This window comes from Aestuarium sp. (assembly GCF_023253315.1).
Taxonomy (GTDB): domain Bacteria; phylum Pseudomonadota; class Alphaproteobacteria; order Rhodobacterales; family Rhodobacteraceae; genus Marivivens; species Marivivens donghaensis.
Window position 1 is genome coordinate 128,691 of sequence record NZ_JALRGW010000002.1, and the last position, 20,579, is coordinate 149,269.

16 protein-coding genes are annotated in these 20,579 nt (G+C 56.8%); 7 read left to right on the plus strand and 9 right to left on the minus strand.

Going from position 1 to position 20,579, the window contains the following annotated elements:
* The first annotated feature begins 1 nt into the window (after position 1).
* Positions 2 to 877 (plus strand): 3-hydroxyisobutyrate dehydrogenase, encoded by an 876-nt coding sequence (gene mmsB / locus AC1QQ2_RS02275; RefSeq protein WP_479711917.1) that lies wholly within the window; start codon positions 2 to 4, stop codon positions 875 to 877.
* Positions 878 to 952: 75 nt separating this feature from the next.
* Positions 953 to 1,156 (plus strand): YgaP family membrane protein, encoded by a 204-nt coding sequence (locus AC1QQ2_RS02280; RefSeq protein WP_479711918.1) that lies wholly within the window; start codon positions 953 to 955, stop codon positions 1,154 to 1,156.
* A 25-nt stretch (positions 1,157 to 1,181) separates the two neighbouring features.
* On the opposite strand, the gene uvrA is transcribed toward AC1QQ2_RS02280, so the two are convergent.
* Complete coding sequence (uvrA, locus tag AC1QQ2_RS02285; protein ID WP_479711919.1) at positions 1,182 to 4,037, minus strand: excinuclease ABC subunit UvrA; 2,856 nt, start codon at positions 4,035 to 4,037, stop codon at positions 1,182 to 1,184.
* A 181-nt stretch (positions 4,038 to 4,218) separates the two neighbouring features.
* Here uvrA and AC1QQ2_RS02290 point away from each other — a divergent pair, with 181 nt between their 5' ends.
* On the plus strand, positions 4,219 to 4,581 hold the full coding sequence (locus tag AC1QQ2_RS02290) for a rhodanese-like domain-containing protein (RefSeq protein ID WP_067549032.1): 363 nt from the start codon (positions 4,219 to 4,221) through the stop codon (positions 4,579 to 4,581).
* A gap of 71 nt (positions 4,582 to 4,652) precedes the next feature.
* Here AC1QQ2_RS02290 and lpdA read toward each other — a convergent pair whose 3' ends face one another.
* The 5 genes from lpdA to AC1QQ2_RS02315 form a co-directional block, all read right to left on the minus strand.
* On the minus strand, positions 4,653 to 6,047 hold the full coding sequence (lpdA, locus tag AC1QQ2_RS02295) for a dihydrolipoyl dehydrogenase (RefSeq protein ID WP_479711920.1): 1,395 nt from the start codon (positions 6,045 to 6,047) through the stop codon (positions 4,653 to 4,655).
* A 125-nt stretch (positions 6,048 to 6,172) separates the two neighbouring features.
* Complete coding sequence (locus AC1QQ2_RS02300) at positions 6,173 to 6,739, minus strand: DUF924 family protein (RefSeq protein ID WP_479711921.1); 567 nt, start codon at positions 6,737 to 6,739, stop codon at positions 6,173 to 6,175.
* The gene (locus AC1QQ2_RS02305; protein ID WP_249946353.1) at positions 6,736 to 7,995 is read right to left on the minus strand and encodes an MFS transporter; all 1,260 of its coding nucleotides are present in this window, start codon (positions 7,993 to 7,995) and stop codon (positions 6,736 to 6,738) included. The genes AC1QQ2_RS02300 and AC1QQ2_RS02305 overlap by 4 nt, the downstream gene beginning before the upstream one ends.
* A 97-nt stretch (positions 7,996 to 8,092) precedes the next feature.
* A complete protein-coding gene (gene queA, locus AC1QQ2_RS02310; RefSeq protein WP_479711922.1) occupies positions 8,093 to 9,145 on the minus strand; it encodes a tRNA preQ1(34) S-adenosylmethionine ribosyltransferase-isomerase QueA in 1,053 nt (350 codons plus the stop codon).
* A gap of 12 nt (positions 9,146 to 9,157) precedes the next feature.
* On the minus strand, positions 9,158 to 12,436 hold the full coding sequence (locus AC1QQ2_RS02315; RefSeq protein ID WP_479711923.1) for a YhdP family protein: 3,279 nt from the start codon (positions 12,434 to 12,436) through the stop codon (positions 9,158 to 9,160).
* A gap of 94 nt (positions 12,437 to 12,530) precedes the next feature.
* Here AC1QQ2_RS02315 and bcp point away from each other — a divergent pair, with 94 nt between their 5' ends.
* The 4 genes from bcp to AC1QQ2_RS02335 all read left to right on the plus strand — a co-directional run bounded on the left by bcp (position 12,531) and on the right by AC1QQ2_RS02335 (position 15,871).
* Positions 12,531 to 13,004 carry a thioredoxin-dependent thiol peroxidase gene (gene bcp, locus AC1QQ2_RS02320; RefSeq protein WP_105235337.1) on the plus strand — a complete coding sequence of 158 codons (474 nt, stop codon included), beginning with the start codon at positions 12,531 to 12,533 and terminating at the stop codon, positions 13,002 to 13,004.
* A gap of 74 nt (positions 13,005 to 13,078) precedes the next feature.
* Complete coding sequence (locus tag AC1QQ2_RS02325; protein WP_479711924.1) at positions 13,079 to 13,918, plus strand: ferritin-like domain-containing protein; 840 nt, start codon at positions 13,079 to 13,081, stop codon at positions 13,916 to 13,918.
* Positions 13,919 to 14,085: 167 nt separating this feature from the next.
* The gene (locus tag AC1QQ2_RS02330) at positions 14,086 to 15,384 is read left to right on the plus strand and encodes a DUF5930 domain-containing protein (RefSeq protein WP_479712003.1); all 1,299 of its coding nucleotides are present in this window, start codon (positions 14,086 to 14,088) and stop codon (positions 15,382 to 15,384) included.
* Positions 15,374 to 15,871, plus strand: a complete 498-nt coding sequence (locus AC1QQ2_RS02335) for a bactofilin family protein (protein ID WP_479711925.1) — start codon at positions 15,374 to 15,376, stop codon at positions 15,869 to 15,871. The genes AC1QQ2_RS02330 and AC1QQ2_RS02335 overlap by 11 nt, the downstream gene beginning before the upstream one ends.
* Before the next feature lie 50 nt (positions 15,872 to 15,921).
* Here the strand turns inward: AC1QQ2_RS02335 and AC1QQ2_RS02340 are convergent, their stop codons facing one another.
* The 3 genes from AC1QQ2_RS02340 to AC1QQ2_RS02350 all read right to left on the minus strand — a co-directional run bounded on the left by AC1QQ2_RS02340 (position 15,922) and on the right by AC1QQ2_RS02350 (position 20,538).
* On the minus strand, positions 15,922 to 16,704 hold the full coding sequence (locus AC1QQ2_RS02340; protein ID WP_479711926.1) for a DUF2189 domain-containing protein: 783 nt from the start codon (positions 16,702 to 16,704) through the stop codon (positions 15,922 to 15,924).
* A gap of 95 nt (positions 16,705 to 16,799) precedes the next feature.
* Positions 16,800 to 17,927 (minus strand): peptide chain release factor 2, encoded by a 1,128-nt coding sequence (gene prfB / locus AC1QQ2_RS02345; RefSeq protein ID WP_105235341.1) that lies wholly within the window; start codon positions 17,925 to 17,927, stop codon positions 16,800 to 16,802.
* A 91-nt stretch (positions 17,928 to 18,018) separates the two neighbouring features.
* Positions 18,019 to 20,538: a penicillin-binding protein 1A gene (locus tag AC1QQ2_RS02350; protein ID WP_479711927.1), complete on the minus strand. Its 2,520-nt coding sequence runs from the start codon at positions 20,536 to 20,538 to the stop codon at positions 18,019 to 18,021.
* Between the last annotated feature and the right edge of the window lie 41 nt (positions 20,539 to 20,579).

Genomic DNA, 20,579 nt, shown 5'->3' on the forward strand with positions numbered 1-20,579 from the left:
GATGAAAATAGCCTTTATAGGTCTGGGAAACATGGGCGCGCCAATGGCGGCCAACCTTGTCAACGCAGGCCATGACGTCGTTGGCTGTGACCCCATCGCAAAGCCTGACTTCATGCCCGTTGCGGCAATAAATGCCGACGCCGTGCGGGGCGCAGATGTTGTCATCACCATGCTGCCGAACGGCGCGATCCTTCAGGCGGTCGCCGCCGAAATCCATCCTGCGATGGAAAAGGGCGCGGTGCATCTCGATTGTTCGACCGTTGATGTAGAGAGTGCACGGAAGGTCGCACAATCCGCAGCCGACCACGGTCTAACGGCTCTGGATGCCCCTGTCTCAGGCGGCGTTGGCGGCGCGACGAACGGCACGCTGACCTTTATGGTGGGTGGCCCTGACGATGCCTTTGCCACAGCGAAACCGCTATTCGAAATCATGGGCCAAAAAGCTGTGCACTGTGGTGCATCGGGCAATGGTCAGGCGGCAAAAATCTGTAACAACATGATCCTCGGCGTCACTATGATCGCCACATGCGAAGCCTTTGCCCTCGCTGACAAGCTCGGCCTTGATCGCCAAGCCATGTTCGACGTGGTGAGCACCTCTTCTGGCTACTCATGGACCATGAACGCCTACTGCCCTGCCCCTGGTGTTGGCCCGCAGTCCCCTGCGGACAACGATTACAAACCGGGCTTTGCCTCTGAACTGATGCTCAAAGACCTGACGCTCGCGCAGATGGCGGCAGAAGTTGCGGACGCGGATACCCCTATGGGTCAGCGCGCGATGGAGCTTTACAAACAGTTCGTCGAAGCTGAGGACGGCAAAGGCATGGACTTCTCTGCGATGCTGCCTCGTTTTGAAAAACGTGGACGTGATCAGGCCTGATACGATTATTGGTGACGACCCCAATAGATTGCATTACAATATCTACATGTAATTCATCAGATTGGGAGTCTGACCATGTTTAAACGTAACGAAGGCACCATTGACCGCGCCCTGCGTGTGATCCTCGGCCTTGCGCTAATCGCTGGGTATTTCATGAACGGCGGCGGTGCGTATAGCTGGCTCTACTTACTTGGTATCGTGCCGCTGGTAACTGGCCTGATCGGGTCCTGCCCGCTCTACACCATTCTGGGCATCAACACCTGCCCGATGAAGAAATAAGAAAAGGGGCCGCGAGGCCCCTTTTTCATTCTGCTGCCACCCGTGGCGAGAGCATTGGTGCGAGGTAATGCCCAGTGTGGGATTCCTTTACCGCGGCCACATCCTCTGGCGTGCCCGTCGCGACGATCCGCCCACCGCCATCGCCACCTTCTGGCCCGATATCGATCAACCAATCCGCCGTTTTAATCACGTCGAGGTTATGTTCGATCACCACGACCGAATTCCCCTGATCGACCAATTCGTGCAGCACTTCCAATAGTTTACGAACATCTTCAAAGTGCAAACCCGTGGTCGGTTCGTCGAGGATATAGAGCGTCCGTCCCGTCGATCGCTTCGACAGTTCCTTGGACAGTTTCACACGCTGCGCTTCACCACCCGAAAGGGTCGTCGCTTGCTGGCCGACCTTGATGTAGGACAGCCCCACACGCACGAGCGCGTCCATTTTCTCGCGGATGGATGGGACCGCGCGGAAGAAATCTTGGGCCTCTTCCACCGTCATATCCAGCACATCGGCAATTGATTTACCTTTAAACTGAACTTCCAACGTTTCGCGGTTATAGCGTTTCCCTTTGCAGGTCTCACACTCCACGTACACATCGGGGAGGAAGTGCATCTCGATCTTGATCACGCCATCGCCCTGACAGGCCTCACAACGACCGCCTTTGACGTTGAACGAGAACCGACCGGGTTTGTAGCCACGCGCCTTTGATTCAGGCAAGCCAGCGAACCAATCGCGGATCGGTGTGAAGGCGCCCGTATAGGTCGCGGGATTAGACCGTGGGGTGCGCCCGATGGGACGCTGGTCGATATCGATCACCTTATCAAGGTGTTCGAACCCTTTGATCGTTTCACAGGGCGCTGGTGTTTCACGGGCCCCGTTCAGCTTCATCGCCGCGTTTTTGTAGAGCGTTTCGATGGTGAGCGTGGATTTACCGCCACCCGACACGCCCGTGACGCAGACGAATTTGCCCAGTGGGAAATCGGCAGTCACGTCTTTGAGGTTATTGCCTGTGGCCTTCACCACGGTGAGGGTTTTGCCGTTCCCTTTGCGACGTTCACTCGGCACCTCAATCCGGCGTTTGCCAGAGAGATACATGCCCGTGATCGACCCCTCGTCGGCTTCGACTTGGCTCGGCGTCCCGTGCGACACGACCTGACCGCCGTGCACCCCTGCCCCTGGACCGATGTCGAACACATAGTCGGCCTCGCGGATCATATCCTCGTCGTGTTCAACAACGATCACCGTGTTGCCCTGATCCCGAAGGTTTTTCAGCGTCCCGATAAGTCGGTCGTTGTCGCGCTGGTGTAGACCAATCGACGGCTCATCGAGGACGTAAAGAACGCCCGTTAGACCAGACCCAATTTGCGAGGCAAGGCGGATACGTTGGCTTTCCCCACCCGACAACGTGCCAGCGTTTCGGCTCATCGTGAGATAATCAAGGCCAACGTTGTTGAGGAACCCCAGACGTTCACTGATCTCTTTAACAATTGCGCGGGCGATTTCCTGTTTCTGTTTGCCCAGCGTCTCCATGACGCTGCCGATCCACGCATAGGCCTCTTTGATTGACTTTTCGACCACCTGACCAATGTGCAGACCCGCGATTTTCACGGCGCGGGCTTCTTCGCGCAGACGGTAGCCACCGCAGGACCCGCAGCTCCGGTTGTTCTGGAATTGCTCGAATTCTTCCCGCACCCAAGAGCTATCGGTTTCGCGGTAGCGGCGTTCCATGTTCGGGATCACACCTTCGAAGGCGCGTTCGACCTGATAGACGCGGCCACCTTCATCGTAGCGGAATTTGATTTCCTCTTTGCCCGAACCGTAGAGGAACACGTTCTGCGCCTTTTCAGGAATATCCTTCCAGCGGGCGTTCTTATCGAACCCGTAGTGTTTCGCAATCGCCTCAATCGTCTGGAGGAAATATGGCGATTTCCCTTTGCGCCACGGCGCAATCGCACCGTCAGCCACACGCAGGGTTACGTCAGGGACAACCAACCGTTCGTCAAAGAACAACTCCACACCAAGGCCATCACAGGATGGACAGGCCCCGAACGGCGCGTTGAAGGAAAACAGGCGCGGTTCGATCTCTGGGATGGTGAAGCCCGACACAGGACAGGCGAATTTTTCACTAAAGGTGTGGCGTTCGGGCTCACCCTCGCTCGGCGCAGTTTCGAGGATCGCAATTCCATCCGCGAGGTCGAGAGCGGTGCGAAGGCTGTCAGCCAATCGCGTCTCTAGCCCCTCGCGCACGACGATACGGTCAACGACGACGTCAATGTCATGGCGGAATTTCTTATCCAGCGTCGGCGGTTCATCGAGTTCGTAGAACTGACCATCGACCTTCACCCGCTGGAAACCTTGCTTGCGCAGTTCCAGCATTTCCTTGCGGTATTCACCTTTGCGGTCTCGCACGATGGGCGCGAGAAGATAACCACGCGTCCCCTCCTCCATCGCCATGATCCGATCGACCATGTCTTGGACCTGCTGGGCCTCAATCGGTTGACCAGTGGCGGGGCTGTAAGGTGTGCCGACACGCGCAAACAAAAGGCGCATGTAGTCGTAAATCTCAGTAACAGTGCCGACGGTCGAACGGGGGTTTTTCGACGTGGTTTTCTGTTCAATCGAAATCGCGGGCGACAGGCCAGAGATGTGATCAACATCCGGCTTTTCCATCATATCGAGGAACTGCCGCGCATAGGCCGACAGCGATTCCACATAGCGCCGCTGCCCTTCGGCATAAATCGTGTCGAACGCGAGCGAAGATTTGCCCGACCCTGACAGGCCAGTGATCACGACCAGTTCATCGCGCGGAATATCCACGTCGATGTTTTTCAGGTTATGTTCGCGTGCGCCACGTACTTCGATATGCTTTAATTCAGGCATTCTGCCCCCCAGCGGATACTGCGCCCTACACATAGGCGGTTGGGACCGAGTCTCCAACAGATTTTACGGAACATTTACAGAACATGTGTAGGATTGCGTAAATCCTACACAAACCCCCTTTACATTTCAGTATTTAGATGTATTTATGTATTCAAAGTTCCTCTCGCCACAAAGGTGCAACATGTTTTCTCTTTTCCGCAACGCCGGTGCTGCAGCCGGCCTGTCTCCCCGCGAAGCCGTTGAAAAGGCAGCTGCAGGCGACATGATCATCATCGACGTCCGTGACCCAATGGAAGTTCGCATGTCCGGCATGGCTGATGGTGCAATGAACATTCCTCTGGCTGCGTTCCAAATGCGCGTTGATCCGCGCAGCCCAGAATGTGTCGAAGGCCTCGCTACCGACAAATGCATCGGCGTTTACTGCGCATCTGGCGCACGGTCGTCGATGGCAAAGCAGGTGCTCGAAAACCTTGGCTACCAAGATGTGCACAACATCGGTGGCTTTGGTCACTGGGTTCAAGCAGGCGGCCCCGTCGCAAAGTAATTCCCCCTCCCTTCTGAAAACAAAAAAGGCGCGGAGAGATCCGCGCCTTTTCTATATCTATGTCACTATGATCAGATGTGGATCGCACGTCCAAAGGCGGACAGAACGCTTTCGTGCATCATTTCCGACAACGTCGGGTGCGGGAACACGGTTTCCATCAGGTCTTGTTCAGTGGTCTCAAGCTGGCGACCGATGACGTAACCTTGGATCATCTCGGTTACTTCAGCGCCAACCATGTGCGCGCCCAGCAGTTCACCCGTTTTCGCGTCGAACACCGTTTTGACAAAGCCCTCGGGTTCACCAAGTGCAATCGCCTTACCGTTACCGATGAAAGGGAATTTGCCGACTTTCACGTCGTAGCCCGCTTCTTTGGCTTTGGCTTCGGTCAGGCCAACGCTTGCGACCTGCGGATGGCAATATGTGCAGCCTGCAATGGTGTTAGGCTTAATCGGGTGCGCTTTGAGGCCAGCGGCCAGTTCAGCCACCATGACGCCCTCGTGCGATGCCTTGTGAGCGAGCCACGGCGCGCCAGCGATATCGCCAATCGCATAAACGCCATCAACGCCCGTACGGCAGTATTCATCGGTCACAACGTGAGTACGGTCGATTTTCACACCGATTTCCTCAAGGCCGAGGCCTTCGACGTTACCGACGATACCGACGGCAGAGATGACCGTATCGAATTCCTGCTGTTCAACCTTACCGCCCACTTCGATGTGCGCGACGACTTTGCCCTTCGAACGATCGAGCTGTTTGACCATGGCTTTTTCCATGATCTTCATGCCCTGCTTAACGAACTGCTTTTTCGCGAATGCGCTGATTTCAGCGTCTTCAACAGGCAGAACGCGGTCCATAACTTCGACCACAGTCGTGTCAGCGCCGAGCGTGTTATAGAAGCTCGCGAATTCGATGCCGATCGCACCAGAGCCAATGACGAGGAGTTTCTTCGGCATACGCGACGGTGTCAGCGCGGTTTTATAGGTCCAAACCAGATCACCATCTGCCTCAAGACCAGGAAGCTCACGCGCACGCGCGCCCGTCGCCACAACGATGTGTTTTGCAGTCAATTCTTCGACGCCAGCGTCCGTGGTGACCGAAACCTTGCCATTACCAGCCAGTTTTGCGGTTCCCATGATCGAGGTGACTTTGTTCTTTTTGAACAGGGTCTTAATGCCGCCTTCCATCTGTTTGGAAACGCCACGCGAGCGCTTCACTACAGCTTCGAGGTCAAAGTCAGCCTTTTCGACCGACAGACCGAATTCTTTGGCACGGTGCATCAGGTGGAACACCTCAGCCGAGCGCAACATAGCCTTGGTCGGGATACAGCCCCAGTTGAGGCAAATGCCGCCCAGATGCTCGCGTTCAACGCAAGCCACGTTCAGACCGAGCTGGGCGCCGCGGATTGCAGCGACATAGCCACCCGGACCTGCGCCGATAACGATCATGTCAAAGTTCTTGGCGGCCATTCGTTTCTCCTCCGCTTTCAAATTAGTTTGACATTAAACTAATTTTTCCTGCCGATCTAGCCACCCTGTGACATGGCTGATATCGCCTCTGCGCAAAGCAGAAATTTCCTCTTATTTTCAGAGGACTATGCCGCATCTAATACAGTAGCATAGCCACCACGGCGCATAAATTCAGCTTCTTCGCTGGTTGTTTCGCGCCCCAACGCCTCGTTCCGATAGGGGAAACGACCATATCGTTTGATGATCCAGCGGTGCGCCGCTGCGTGCCGCAAGTTGTCCGCCCCCATCTTTGGCATGCGTTCCTTGAAACAGGCCATGCAGCGGTCCTGATCAACGAGGTTCTCCGAATGCATCAGCGGTAGATAAAAGAACTGCCGTTCGGGTTCGTCGATCTGCATGTCCCAGCCCTGATCCATCGCCAGTTTGGCCGCCGCCCGTGCATTGGGGTCGAGAAGGAACGAACGCGCATCGTTGCGGAACATATTGCGCGGGAACTGATCCGTGAGCAGGAGATAGGCATAGGCCCCTTCGGCATCGGTCAGCCAATGTCCCAACCCACCCTCTGCGGCCTCATCCCAAAGCGACCGATATCGCGTGGTGATCGCATCATCGATATCAGAGGACCCCGCATACCAGCCTTTAGGGCCAATCTCGTTTCGCCAAAATTCGATCAGCGAGGCTATTTGGCTCATGACTGCGCCTCCTCTGCGTTTTGGTCGGCATCGTGATAGACCTCTTGGGCCACTTCAAGCGCCACAGGCGTGGCCGATGGCATGATCGGTGCATATTGGTTGGTGTCTTCGACCGAAATCGTCGACGACCGCCGTGTCATCCGCCAGAAGGCATAGATCGCAAGGCCCATCATCAGAAGGCCCATGTAGCTCCAGTAACCTTGCGCCCCAACAGTATCCATCGCCCAGCCCACGATCAGCGGGCCAGAGATCGCGCCAAGGCCGTTGATGAACAAGAACCCACCTGAGGCTCCCGCCATGTCAGACCGATCAAGGAAGTCGTTCGCATAAGCCAACAAGAGCGCATAGAGCGGGTTCGCTGTGCCACCGACCAATGTCGAGCTGATCAAGAGCATCACAAAGCTACCGTTCACGACAGACAAGAATGCTCCGATCCCGCCGATCAGGGATAGAACCGCGATCAAAACGCGGCGATCCATGCGGTCGGAAATCCAGCCGATGGGATATTGCAGGAACAGAGCCGCGACGTAGACCGACGAAATCATCAAAGAGATTTGCGGCACGGTCAGCCCAGCACGCGTCCCGAACACCGCCGCCATACCGAACTGCGCTGCGAACACGCCGCCCAAGAGGAACATCCCCATACAGGCCAAGGGTGACACTTCGATGAGGCGTCGAATGGACAGGGGTTTCGTGGTTTCAAACGCGGGTGTCGGGCGCACTGACAAAAGGATCGGCGCAAAGGACATAGACACGAGCACCGACGGAATGATGAAGAGGACAAAGCCGCCAATGTCGCCCAAAAGAACGATATACTGGGCCAAAACGATGCCGCCCATCTGCACGATCATATAGAGCGACAGCGCTTTGCCACGATTTTCGTTATCGGTTCCATCGTTCAGCCAGCTTTCTGCCGTGACGTAAACGCCGCAGAAACAAAAGCCGATAAGCAGGCGGCCCAGCACCCACGCCCACGGCTCTGTCAGAGCGGGATAGAGGATCAAAATAGCAGAGATCGTAGAGCCCAGCGCGGCGAACACACGAATATGACCGACGCGGCGGATCAACTCTGGCACGGCACGCGACGCAAAGAGGAACCCGAGGAAGTAGGCCGACATCACGACGGACATCTCGAACGTCGAGAAGCCTTCCATTTCACCGCGCAGACCCAGCAACGTCCCCTGGAGGCCGTTGCCGATCATCAACATGAACACACCAAGAAGGAGCGCCCATGATCTGCTAAGTACCTGAATCATCGCTTTCCCTCATTCGCGTAGAATTTCAGGACAGCATACCGATTGTACATGTCGCGTCTATGAAAGACCGATGAAAGAACTGTTACGATGGGTGACTTTATGCGTCGGGGATCAAAAGCGAAGCATCGCCATAGCTAAAGAACCGATACCCGTTCGAAATCGCGTGATCATAAATGGCACGGATTTCATCGACACCGATTAGCGCAGAGACCAGCATCATCAGCGTCGATTTCGGCAAATGGAAATTTGTCATCAGCGCGTCGGTGATGCGGAATTTGAAACCGGGCGTGATAAAGATATCCGTCGCACCATCCCACGCTGCGATGCCATCGTCTGTCGCGGCGCTCTCAATCAAGCGAAGCGCGGTGGTGCCCACGGGAATAACCCGTCCGCCCGCAGCTTTGGTCGCGTTGATCTCTTCGGCTGCTTGCGCCGTCACGATCCCGCGCTCTGCATGCATCTTGTGGTCGCGAATGTCATCGACTTTGACGGGGAGGAAGGTCCCTGCCCCGACGTGTAGGGTCACATAGGTAAACTCGACCCCTTTGGCCCTCAGCTGCTCCAAAAGCCCGTCATCAAAATGCAACGACGCCGTCGGGGCAGCGACCGCGCCAGTATTCCGCGCCCAGACGGCTTGGTAGTCTTCTTTGTCCTGATCGTCAGGGGCGCGAAGCGCCGCAATATAGGGGGGCAATGGCATCGCACCTGCATTGGCCAAGGCATCGTCAAAATCATCGCCCGTGAGATTGAACCGAACACGCGCTTGTCCATCCTCGCGATCGACAACAGTGGCCGTCAGGCGGTCAGAGAACACGATGTCTTCACCGTCTTTGACCTTTTTCAGCGGTTTGATTAACGCGCCCCATGTTCCGTCAGCCTTTGGCTCGAGCAGGGTCACTTCGATCTGTGCGGATACGTGGCCTTGGGCACTGTCGCGGTGCCGCAAACCAGAGAGCCGCGCAGGGATCACGCGGGTATCGTTTAGCACCAATCGGTCGCCTGCCTGTAAAACGTCGACGAGGTCGGTCACACGTAGATCGCTGATCTCGCGTCCCTTAGCCAACAACAGCCGTGCAGACGACCGAGGCTTCGCAGGGCGCGTGGCAATCAGGCTTTCGGGCAGGTCAAAATCAAAATCGCTTAGCTTCACAGTGCGTAGGTCCTATTGGCTCACTTGGGGCGGTGGTCGACGGAATATATTGCGGAACATCCCCGGTGTTAGGGCTGACAGAGGATTCACCGAAATCCGTTGCGCCCCTTTAGTCCCCCGCAGCGTATAATTGAAGCCAAAGAGACCCTCACCCGGTCGGGTCAGCACGGAACCGATGCCATTCAGAAGATAAACAGGGGAAATCACACCCTGAAAATCCATTTCGCTCTGGGCAATGTCATAGGTGCCATCGAGAGAAATTCCCAAACCTGGGCCAACCGCACTCGATTCCGTGACAATGATCTGATCAGGCGTCAGTCTGAACGTCGCTTCCACATCGGCAAAGGTGAGCCCCTGCCCGTTCATCTGCTGCAACAGACCAACAACGCTGATGGCATCCAGCAAGGCAGCGAGTGTCGGCGCCTGACGCACCTGAAGGTTCTTAATCGTTAGAACACCGTCATAGGTGCCCTCTGCGCCCGTTGGGGTCAGGATCATTTCGAGCGCGTCGCCGTTGGCATTGTCGAGCAGCCCCATGGCCTGAGCCACGACTCCGCCATTGTCCGCCAAAATCCGCACAGCAGGGCCATTCGCCGTCGTCTCTAACCGTCCCCGCACAGGCGCGATGTCATTCAGCGTGCCTGTAAAATTCCCATGGAAGCCACCCTCGTCCGAGAATTCACCACGGAAGTTGCTCAGGTAAATGCCATCGCTGATCGTCAAACGATCCAGTTGAGCCATGAGCGCCCCCGCGTTTGCCCCGCCAGAGGTCTTCGCGCCTCGTAAATCAAAACGACCATTGGTGACTTGGGTATCTGGCGCACGACCTGCACCGCGCCCGATAAGCTCCACCGCCCCGTCAAACCAGTTCCCGATTGTGACCTCGCCAAAATCGGCCCGGTCCATGGTTCCATCTGCATTCAGCGTCAGTGCACCGTCCGCACTAAAGCCATTCCCACGAATTCGCAGCGCGTCGATCTGCGGCGGATTGGACAGTCGGCCCGAAATTGAAAATTCGCCCGATTGACCTGCAGGCTTCACCCATCCGACAGAGGGCAATGATACTTCCGCCCCGACCATCTGCGAGGATAGGGAAAACGCAGGCTTAGTATCCCGTTCCAAGTCGATCCGAAGATCGGCCATTGTGGAGCCGCGCACCGTATTTGCGGGGAGGTTGATGTTGAACTGAGATAAGAATGTCGGCGAAACTTCGACCTGTCCGATCACCGTGCTGACCTTTGGCGCATCACGTCCTAGCGCTTGGCTCCATTCTACGGTCAGAGGCACCTGTCCGAGCTGCGCGTTGCCCGACACTGTGATGCCGGTGTTGTTCACATCGACATTGGCCATTGCCGCCGTAAGCCGCTGCCCCGGGACCAGCGTATCGGATCGCAGGTTCCGCAATGTGTAGTCGGACTGAAACCGTAGGCTGTTCGGTGGCATTGGATTGATCAGCGGCACGACGAGCTCTGTCACACCAACCGCGCGCGCATCGGCCAAAGTCACGGGTTGACCCGCTTTGGTCAAAAATTCAAACGGCGGCTGGTCCAAGTACGACAGCGCAGCGGTCAGCGTGCTATCAGTACGGATCGTGAAGTGGCCGTCGTTACCTTTGATCCGCACGTCATCGATTTGCATCACCGTGCCCGACAGATCTATCGATCCCCCTTGCGGCGGTGTCGTGGTCCCTTGATCGAGCATGATCGCCAAACGATTATCCGCGATCGAGACAAAGCCCGCAGCATCGTCAATATAGGGGAGTTTCGGTGTCGGCCTGAAACGGGCGTTGTCAAAGCTCGCCGTCGTTGCGACGACAGGCGGCTGGTCGGCCTCTACCCGCAAACCAACAGTCGCATCACGAATCCAGCCATCTGTGAGGTTCTCCGCGAACCAACGACGGGTGTCTGGTTTAACTTGCTCAGGCCAAAGTGGCATGAAATCAGGGATATTAAGCGCCGCCGCCGAAGCATCAACCGCCACGCCCCAACCTTTGGAGTCGGCTGTGATACGGCCACTGGCATGGATGTCTTGATCCGACAGGCGCAGGTCGACAGACCCGATATCGATGGCAAATGGCGAAAGCGTCATCCGCATTACAGCAGAGGCCGCGTCAATCTTTTGCGGCTCGTCAAACATGCCATCTGGGTTCAGGGCGATATCACGCAGGCTGAACTGGCCTTCGAACGTCTCTGGCCATCCCCCTTCGTTCCAATTGCGCAAGAACGCTTGGCCAGAGGCGGACATGGTGCCCCACTCTGTATCCAGTTCCGCACGATCAAACGACACCCTACCCTGTAGCGGCAAGTACGACAGATACGCCCGCGCATAGCGCAACGGGATCGGACGGGCTTCGGGAGTTGGTTGGATCAAACCGTCGGTGAGTTCGAGCGAGGCGTAGACTGGCCCCAACCCACCTTCATCATCAATGCTCGCCCGCAGGGAGGCGTTCACAGGTGCATCAAGCACCGACAACCACCCCAAGGCTGGCGTCTGCACGGCAAGGTCGCGCGCGATCCCATTCCGGACCGTAAACCCCATGCTGGCCGCACGGCGATTGTTCGGACTGTCAAAGAATAACGAAACATCCGTTACAAAAGGACGCCCCGACAAAAGCGAGAACGCACCGCGCAACGAGGTCACGCCACTGGTTAGATCCAAGGTCACAACGCCGCCATCGACCGTCCAGCTTTGGTTTGCGCGGGCATCTGAATAGTTGACGATCAGCCCCTCTGCCCGCACTAGTTCCAGCGCTTCTAGAGCAGGCCCCGCAAGAACTGCGTCAATGTCATCCAGCAATTCGACAAAGTTGTCCGCCTGTCCGACTGCCGCGCCATTTGTCTCGAACGACAGGGCGACGGAACCATCTGCAGCCCGCAGGAACCCGACCTGCGCGCCTGAGACAATCACCTCTTGGACGAGGACTTCACGGCGAAACAGCAAACCTCGCGGGGAAATCAGCGCATCAACGGCAGGCAAACGTGCGAGCGTCACATCGTCCGCATCCCGCAATACCGCATTGGACAGCCGCGCCCGCAGGTGCAAATCCCGCCCAACGTTCAAACGAATTTCGCCGAACTCCAACGACCCACCGTTGAGCATCTGCGTCGCACTGGCCTCTAGCCGCGTCTGCAACCACAGAGGCGCACGAACATCACGGTCAATCAGCAGGACGCCAGCCACGATGGCAAAGACCACTGGCACCGCCAAAAGGATCGCAAGCCCGCGCACGACAGAGCGCCAAACCGGCTTCACCTTTGGTTTGGTGGACGTGTTTTCCTCTGCCTCAGACATCCTTGGCCGATGGCCCCTTTTATTTGTGGTGTTCTGCTCTAGAACACAGATTGCCACGCGCTGCAGCGCTTTTCAAAACCAATCGGAGGATAAAATGAGCCAATCGCGCCCCGACATCGGTGATATTGCCCCTGACGTAACCTTGCCCCGCGATGGCGGCAATAGCGTCAGCCTGTCAGACTTTCACGGAAAACCCGTTGTCCTCTATTTCTATCCCAAGGATGACACGCCCGGCTGCACAAAAGAAGCCATCGGCTTTACCGAGATGGTCGATGCCTTTGACGCTGCTGGCGCGGTTATTCTGGGCGTCTCCAAAGACACTGTCGCAAAACATGAAAAGTTCAGCGCCAAACACGGGTTGAAAATCGCGCTCCTGTCCGATGCAGAAGGCGATGTGTGCGAACGCTACGGCGTCTGGGTTGAAAAGAACATGTATGGCAAGACCTACATGGGCATCGAACGCGCAACGTTCCTGATTGGCGCGGATGGCAAAATTGCACGCGTCTGGAACAAGGTTAAAGTTGCGGGCCACGTCGAGGAAGTCCTCGAGGCTGTTAAGGCGCTCTGACAGAGCCCACTCGCCCTTGACCTCTTGGGCAGAGGAAGGCACCTCTGCCCCATAATCGACAGACGGGGTGACCGATGAAACCACTTGCGCAGATGGCTTGCGAGGTTCTGACCACAGCAGATGGTCATGAAAAAACGGCACTGTCGCGCCGCTATGCTGCGGAGTGGTTTGAGGCCCGCGCAAAGGGTCTAACGCCCGAGATTGGCACGGCCTCTCCGCCCCTGCGGCCCGCTCGCCCCGAAAAGCCTGACCTGCTGGATCCACGCGACGTGCCGCGCCGCAAACCTGGTTCGCCCGAAGGTCGCATCGCGATGCTTCATGCGGTGGCCCACATCGAACTGAACGCCGTTGACCTGCATTGGGACATCATCGCGCGGTTCACCGATACCAAAATGCCGATTGGTTTCTATGACGACTGGGTAAAGTCCGCGGACGAAGAATCCAAACATTTCAATCTGATCTGCGATCGCCTTCATGCAGAAGGTAGCCACTACGGTGCCTGTCCCGCCCATGCTGGCATGTGGCAATCCGCCGAAGAAACGGCTGACGACCTGATGGGGCGGTTGGCGGTCGTTCCAATGGTGCTTGAGGCGCGAGGTCTGGATGTGACCCCCGGCATGATAGGACTGTTCAAACAGGCCAAAGATCACGCGACCGTTGAGGCGTTAAACGTTATCTACGCCGAAGAAGTCCATCACGTGGCCTATGGATCAAAGTGGTTTCACTTCCTTTGCGGTCGTCACGACCTCGACCCGAAGGTTGCATTCCACGCATTGGTTCAGCGATATTTTCACGGTGCGCTGAAGCCCCCGTTCAACGAAGAAAAACGAGCCGAAGCTGGACTGCCGCCCGACTTCTATTGGCCACTTGCCGACGAAACACCCGATCGCACCGCTCGCGCATCGGGAATTTAGGCAAAAAACCGCGCACAACCCCATGTAACCGCGTCAATTTGTGCAAAATTGCGTAAACGCGTTGCGCCACTATCCCCTGCCCGCTAACACCGTCCGCATGGATAGGTTGGGACCCTGTCTGTATGGGTTGGGACAGAACAAGGACGACGATCTTGCGCTCTCGAATGATGGCCAGATTGCACGCAGCGCTTGAAAAGCGTTTTCCAGAACGGCGGCTGTTTTTACGCTCTGACACCGAAACGCGGTTCATCCGCCTTCGCTCAGAGATGCAGCTTTTCGTTTGGACCGCTGGCGCAATGGTGCTCGCTTGGACGATTATCGCTACTGCAATCGTAATGATGGACAGCATTGGCGCGGGGAACTTCCGCGATCAGGCTCGTCGCGATCAGATCGAATACGAAACCCGCCTGCAGGCACTTGTGACCGAACGCGACCGCCGCGCCGAAGAGGCCGCAGCAGCGCAAGCACGGTTTAGCTCTGCCCTCGCGCAGATTTCGGTGATGCAGACAGAGCTGTTGAGCTCTGAGGACCGCCGCCGCGAACTGGAAACAGGCATTGAGGTGATCCAATCCACCCTGCGCCGTACCATGAACCAGCGTCAGGACCTGTCGCAGCGTATCGCCGCACTGGAAGCGGCTGTTCAAAACGGCACTTCGGTCGCTGGCGCAACGGGTGGCGTCTCGAACGAAGCGCTCGACCTTCTGGCATCGGCATTGGCTGACACCGCGGCTGAGCGTGACCAGATTGAAGCGGACGCACAGAGCGCAATCGACCGTGCCGCTGAGTTGGAACTGGACCTGCGCCTCATGGAAGAGCGCAACGACGAGATTTTCCGCCAACTTGAAGAAGCGATGCTGGTGTCTGTTGAGCCACTGGACAATATGTTCCGTGCCGCTGGCCTGAACACCGATACGCTGCTCGATCAAGTACGTCGCGGGTATTCAGGCACAGGTGGCCCGCTCACCCCGTTGCAATTCTCGACCAATGGCGGCGAAGCGGACCCTGACACGGCGCGTGCAAACGAACTGCTGTCGTCGATGGACCGCATTAACCTCTATCGTATTGCCGCAGAGCGTGCGCCGTTCTCTATGCCTGTGCGGGATAACTTCCGCTTTACTTCGGGCTACGGGATGCGCTGGGGCCGTATGCACTATGGCACCGATTTTGCTGGTCCTGTGGGCACTCCGATCTACGCAACCGCTGACGGTGTGATCACTCATGCGGGTTGGTCGTCGGGTTACGGACGCCTTGTTAAAATCCAACATGAGTTCGGAATCGAGACACGTTACGGTCACTTGAACGCGATCCGCGTCCAAGGAGGTCAAAGAGTCTCGCGCGGGGACCGTATTGGTGATATGGGGAACTCTGGACGTTCAACCGGACCTCACCTGCACTACGAGGTTCGTGTCGGCGGCGAAGCAATCAATCCGATGATCTACATAAGAGCTGGACAAGATGTTTTCTAAGAGCAAAATCAACGAACCGGGTCCTAAAGCGACCGAAACCGCAGCACAAACTTCGGTGCCTGCGCCGGCTTCTGCGCCAAAGATGGACATGCCTGTTTCCAAGCCCAAAGCACCGGCTTCGATTCTGTCGTCTGACCTGCATGTTAAGGGCAACCTGAAAACCACTGGCGACATCCAAGTCGAAGGTCAGGTTGACGGCGATATCCGTGCGCACCTTATGACCGTTGGCGAAACCGCAACCATCCGTGGTGAAGTTGTTGCTGACGACGTAGTTATCAATGGCCGCGTGATCGGTCGTGTTCGTGGCCTCAAAGTGCGCCTGACATCGTCGGCACGCGTCGAAGGCGACATCATTCACAAGACCATCGCAATCGAGTCTGGCGCGCATTTCGAAGGCTCGGTTCAGCGTCAGGACGACCCACTGTCGACCAGTGGTGCTGCTAAGCCGAAAATGCCGGCTGCTCCGGCTGCCAAAGACGCTGAATAATCAGTCATTACATGGAATGACAAAGGGCGCCCTCGGGCGCCCTTTTGCGTTTAGACGGGATCATAGAGGACCCGCCGATAGAGATGCCATGTGGCGTGCCCCAACACGGGTAGAACCACCATAAGCCCCAGAAACGCAGGGGCGAGCGCGATCAGACTAAGGATCGCGATCATCGCAGCCCAGACCAGCATCACAAAGAGGTTCGATGCAACGGTCCGAATCGACAACAGCATGGCCGTGATGAAATCGATCTCTTTTTCGAGGAGGAGCGGCAGGCTAACGACGGTCATCGCAAAGAGCAAAAACGCGAGAACGGCGCCGACAATCAGTTCAAGCCCAATCATCCGCAGACCTTCAGCCGTCAGAAACACATCAAAGCTCGTCATCACGTTGCGCATCGCCGACAGCCCCATCGTCAGCGCAAAGAGCATATGGGCGAGGAAGGTCCAGAACAGGAAGTAGATCACGATGATCGCGCCCATCCACGGGATTTGGCGGGTGCGTTCCTGCCAGACCACGCCAAGCACGTCCTTCCACACCAACGGCTGCCCGTTTTCCAGACGACGAGACACTTCATAAAGGCCGACCGCAGCAAAAGGTGCTGCCAGAGGAAAGCCAAGCGAGGTCGCCAGAACCCAGCTCACGTGCCCTGCCCCCAGTGTAATCAGGCCGAACCCGATCACCACGTAGACCGCCGAAAAGAACAGGCCGAACTGCGGTGCGCGGCGGAAATCGTAGATCCCCGCTTTGAGTGCCGCGAAAATGTCAGCCATGCCCAAGGTCCCGATCAACGGGATCTGTGATGGAGGCGGTGTGTCTACAGTTTGCGTCATTAATGGTCCTCTCCCCTTGACCTTATTGCAAAGGCTAAGGGGTGAGACGCAAGTCGCAAAGTAGTATTTATGATATGGAATTAAGGGTATAGCCCTTAATCGTCGGCATTGGCCTCTGCACGGGATTTGCCCGATGCACCATGCGCCAGCGTTGCCGCCATCAGTCCGTCCAGCGCACCATCCAGCACGCCTTGGGTATCCGAAGTCTCATAGCCAGTGCGAAGGTCTTTGACCATCTGATAGGGCTGCAGAACGTATGACCGAATTTGGTTACCCCAACCCGCGTCACCCTTGGCTTCGTGAGCGGCGTTAATATCGGCGTTACGGCGGTCCAGTTCCATCTGATACAGACGGGATTTCAGCGCTTTCATCGCGATATCACGGTTCTGGTGCTGCGACTTTTCCGAGGAGGTCGTCACGATGCCCGTAGGCAAGTGGGTGATACGCACCGCCGAGTCGGTCGTGTTCACGTGCTGACCACCCGCACCTGACGAACGGTAAGTGTCGATACGGATGTCGTTCGGTTTGACCTCGATTTCGATGTTGTCGTCTACAACAGGGTAAACCCAAACGGATGAGAACGAGGTGTGACGACGCGCAGCGGAATCGTAGGGCGAAATACGAACCAGACGGTGCACGCCCGATTCCGATTTCAGCCAGCCATAAGCATTCGGGCCGCTGATTTTGTAGGCCGCGGATTTAATACCAGCTTCTTCGCCCGGGCTTTCGGACTGAAGTTCGACCTTGTAGCCCTTCTTTTCCGCCCAACGGACATACATACGCGCAAGGATCGATGCCCAGTCACAGGATTCCGTGCCGCCCGCGCCAGAGTTAATCTCGAGGAAGGTATCGTTGCCGTCCGCCTCACCGTCCAAGAGCGCTTCGAGCTCTTTCTCAGCGGCGCGCACTTTCAAGTCTTTCAGTGCTTCCTCAGCTTCTTTCACGACATCGGCGTCATCTTCCATTTCGCCAAGTTCGATAAGTTCGAGGTTATCCGAAAGATCCTGTTTGATCGCACGCAGACCAGCGATCTGATCCACCAACATCTGACGCTCACGCATCAGTTTCTGCGCACCTTCTGGATCGTCCCAAAGTGTCGGGTCTTCAACGCGGGCGTTGAATTCTTCCAAACGGTATTCCGCAGTTTCCCAGTCCATCCGCTGAGCAAGAAGGTCGATCGATTTCTCGATGGCGTTCACAATGTTCTGCGTTTCGGCGCGCATGGGTCAACTCATCTGTCTTAGGGTCAGGGCGACAGGCCCCGACGGATTAGGTCGCGTCATAGCCCCTGCCAGCGGCACGGGCAAGTCGGTGTCAGTAAAGTCCGCCCGACGACAAGGTCCCAAAGGACGCATTCGGGCCAACGGTCGCGGTATTACCGTCCGATGTCGTGACGTTGCGGGTCTGCTGCTGCACCTCTTCAAAGAGAGGGAGATCAGCCGACATTGCAAAGCCACCGTCGAACATCACACCAAAGATCGGCTCTTCGCCAACACGGAAACACTCTGCGATCACGTTCGGACCTTCGGAACCTTCCGGCAAACGGGCGCCCGTAAAACGGTCGATATTGATGAACTGACAGTCCTCGGGCACCTTAAACCGACCACCACCGAACTCTTGGATTGCTTGTTCCATAAAGCGTTGGAACACAGGACCACAGATCGAACCACCATATGCGCCACGGCCCAGCGGGGTTGGGTTGTCATAACCAATGTAACAGCCCGCAGCGATATTGGAGGAAAAGCCCACGAACCAAACGTCTTTGGCGTCGTTGGTCGTCCCTGTTTTACCTGCAATCGGCACAGGCAGGTTGATAACGCTCGATGCGGTGCCGCGCTTAACAACGCCTTCCATCATAGAGGTCAGCTGATACGCCGTCACCGCGTTCATGATACGATCACGGTTCGACAGGATCGTCGGCCCCTGCCCTGATGGCAATGACGCCTCACCGCAATCGAGGCAGGTGCGCGCATCGTGACGGTAGACTGTGTTACCAAAACGGTCCTGAACGCGGTCGACGAGCGTCGGCTCAACCCGCTCCCCACCGTTCGCAAACATCGAATAAGCAGCGACGAGTTTGAACAGCGTCGTCTCTTCGGACCCGAGTGAGGCCGAAAGATACTGGTTCATGTTCTCATACACGCCAAACCGCTCTGCATATTCCGCAACCACATCCATCCCGACCTCTTGGGCCAGACGAATGGTCATAAGGTTACGCGACTGTTCGATCCCCGTGCGGAGCGGCGTTGGACCATAGAATTGGTTGGACGAGTTCTGCGGACGCCAGAGGCCTTGGGGTGTGTTGATCTCGATCGGAGCGTCGACAACGATGGTTGCAGGCGTATAGCCACTGTCGAGAGCTGCCGCATAGACGAAGGGTTTAAAGGCCGAACCAGGTTGGCGACGCGCTTGGGTCGCGCGGTTCAACTCGGTCGATTGATAGCTAAACCCGCCCTGCATCGACAAAACGCGGCCCGTGTTCACGTCCATCGCCATGAAGGCACCCTGCACCTTGGGCACCTGACGAAGCGTCCAGCGGATGAACGATCCATCAGCGTCAGCAGTCATACGGCGGACATGCACCACGTCACCAACTTCGAAATTGTCAAAGAAGTTGCCGCGAATCCAATCGATGTCAGATCGCGGAACCACCTGCGGTTCGGCGTCGGACGCCGGAACGCCTTCGATCCCGATGCGCAATTGTTGGTCCTCAATGCCCAGAACGACTGCGGGATACCAATGGCTCACCAGTTCGATATCGCGCGGGACGGTGACATCGGCCAGTGCAGCACGCCAACTGTCTTCGCTCCCCAATGCATCGGTGGACACAGTTTTCCCTGTGCCATTCCAGATACCTAGATTGCGGTCGTATTCTTCCAACGCACGCTGGAGCGATTGCTCTGCAACGGTCTGGAGGTCGGGATCAACGGTCGCGCGGATTGATAGACCACCCGAAAAGAACTCGTCCTCGCCAAAGTTGCGGCTCAGCTGACGACGAATTTCATCGGTAAAGTAGTTGCGCGGCGGGAGTTGCGAACGGAAGCTTTCGTAATCGCCCGACTGCACAGTGCGCAGGGGCAGCGCCTGTTCGGCCTCTGCAACGGCCTGAGTGATATACCCATCCTCGGCCAAACGTCGCAGAACGTAGTTCCGACGTGCGACCGCATCGTCATATTGGCGCACGGGGTGCAAGTTGCCCGGACGCTGCGCCAGAGCCGCAAGATACGCCGCCTCACCCGGAGACAGGTCCGCAAGCGGTTTGTTGAAATAGGTCTGTGCTGCAGCCGCGACCCCATACGAGTTCTGACCAAGGAAGATTTCGTTCAGATAGAGTTCGAGAATGCGGCTTTTGTCCATTACCCGCTCAATCCGCGTGGCGAGGATCAGTTCGCGGATTTTACGCTCTGCCGTGCGGTCGGACGACAGAAGGAAGTTCTTCATCACCTGCTGGGTGATCGTCGACGCACCTCGCACCTCACCGCCACGGGATTTGATCGCCTCAACGGCAGCGGCCGCGATACCGCGGATGTCATAACCAGGGTGAGTGAAGAAGTTCTGATCTTCTGCCGAAACAAAGGCGTACTGAACCAGCGGCGGGATCTCATCAAATGGGGTAAACAGACGGCGTTCTACAGCGAATTCGTCGATGATCTGACCTTCGCCAGAATAGACACGGCTGATCGTTTTCGGCGTGTATTGCGACAGTGTTTCATAGGACGGCAAATCGCGGCCATAGAATGTGAAAATCGCGCCGAGCATCAGCGCGAACATCACAAGACCAAGCGTGACCATCGTAAAGATAGCCCCGAAGAACGACATGATAAATCGCAGCACGCGTTTGACCCCTTTGGTTGGTGCGCCGCTTATAGGGCGGG

Excerpts from the sequence above, each read along its gene's own strand:
- AC1QQ2_RS02315 (WP_479711923.1), bottom strand. The coding sequence starts at position 12,436 with ATGTCTGAGGCAGAGGAAAACACGTCCACCAAACCAAAGGTGAAGCCG.
- bcp (WP_105235337.1), top strand. The coding sequence starts at position 12,531 with ATGAGCCAATCGCGCCCCGACATCGGTGATATTGCCCCTGACGTAACC.
- uvrA (WP_479711919.1), bottom strand. The coding sequence starts at position 4,037 with ATGCCTGAATTAAAGCATATCGAAGTACGTGGCGCACGCGAACATAAC.
- AC1QQ2_RS02290 (WP_067549032.1), top strand. The coding sequence starts at position 4,219 with ATGTTTTCTCTTTTCCGCAACGCCGGTGCTGCAGCCGGCCTGTCTCCC.
- AC1QQ2_RS02335 (WP_479711925.1), top strand. The coding sequence starts at position 15,374 with ATGTTTTCTAAGAGCAAAATCAACGAACCGGGTCCTAAAGCGACCGAA.
- AC1QQ2_RS02300 (WP_479711921.1), bottom strand. The coding sequence starts at position 6,739 with ATGAGCCAAATAGCCTCGCTGATCGAATTTTGGCGAAACGAGATTGGC.
- AC1QQ2_RS02280 (WP_479711918.1), top strand. The coding sequence starts at position 953 with ATGTTTAAACGTAACGAAGGCACCATTGACCGCGCCCTGCGTGTGATC.
- mmsB (WP_479711917.1), top strand. The coding sequence starts at position 2 with ATGAAAATAGCCTTTATAGGTCTGGGAAACATGGGCGCGCCAATGGCG.
- prfB (WP_105235341.1), bottom strand. The coding sequence starts at position 17,927 with ATGCGCGCCGAAACGCAGAACATTGTGAACGCCATCGAGAAATCGATC.
- AC1QQ2_RS02325 (WP_479711924.1), top strand. The coding sequence starts at position 13,079 with ATGAAACCACTTGCGCAGATGGCTTGCGAGGTTCTGACCACAGCAGAT.
- lpdA (WP_479711920.1), bottom strand. The coding sequence starts at position 6,047 with ATGGCCGCCAAGAACTTTGACATGATCGTTATCGGCGCAGGTCCGGGT.
- AC1QQ2_RS02330 (WP_479712003.1), top strand. The coding sequence starts at position 14,086 with ATGGCCAGATTGCACGCAGCGCTTGAAAAGCGTTTTCCAGAACGGCGG.
- AC1QQ2_RS02340 (WP_479711926.1), bottom strand. The coding sequence starts at position 16,704 with ATGACGCAAACTGTAGACACACCGCCTCCATCACAGATCCCGTTGATC.
- AC1QQ2_RS02305 (WP_249946353.1), bottom strand. The coding sequence starts at position 7,995 with ATGATTCAGGTACTTAGCAGATCATGGGCGCTCCTTCTTGGTGTGTTC.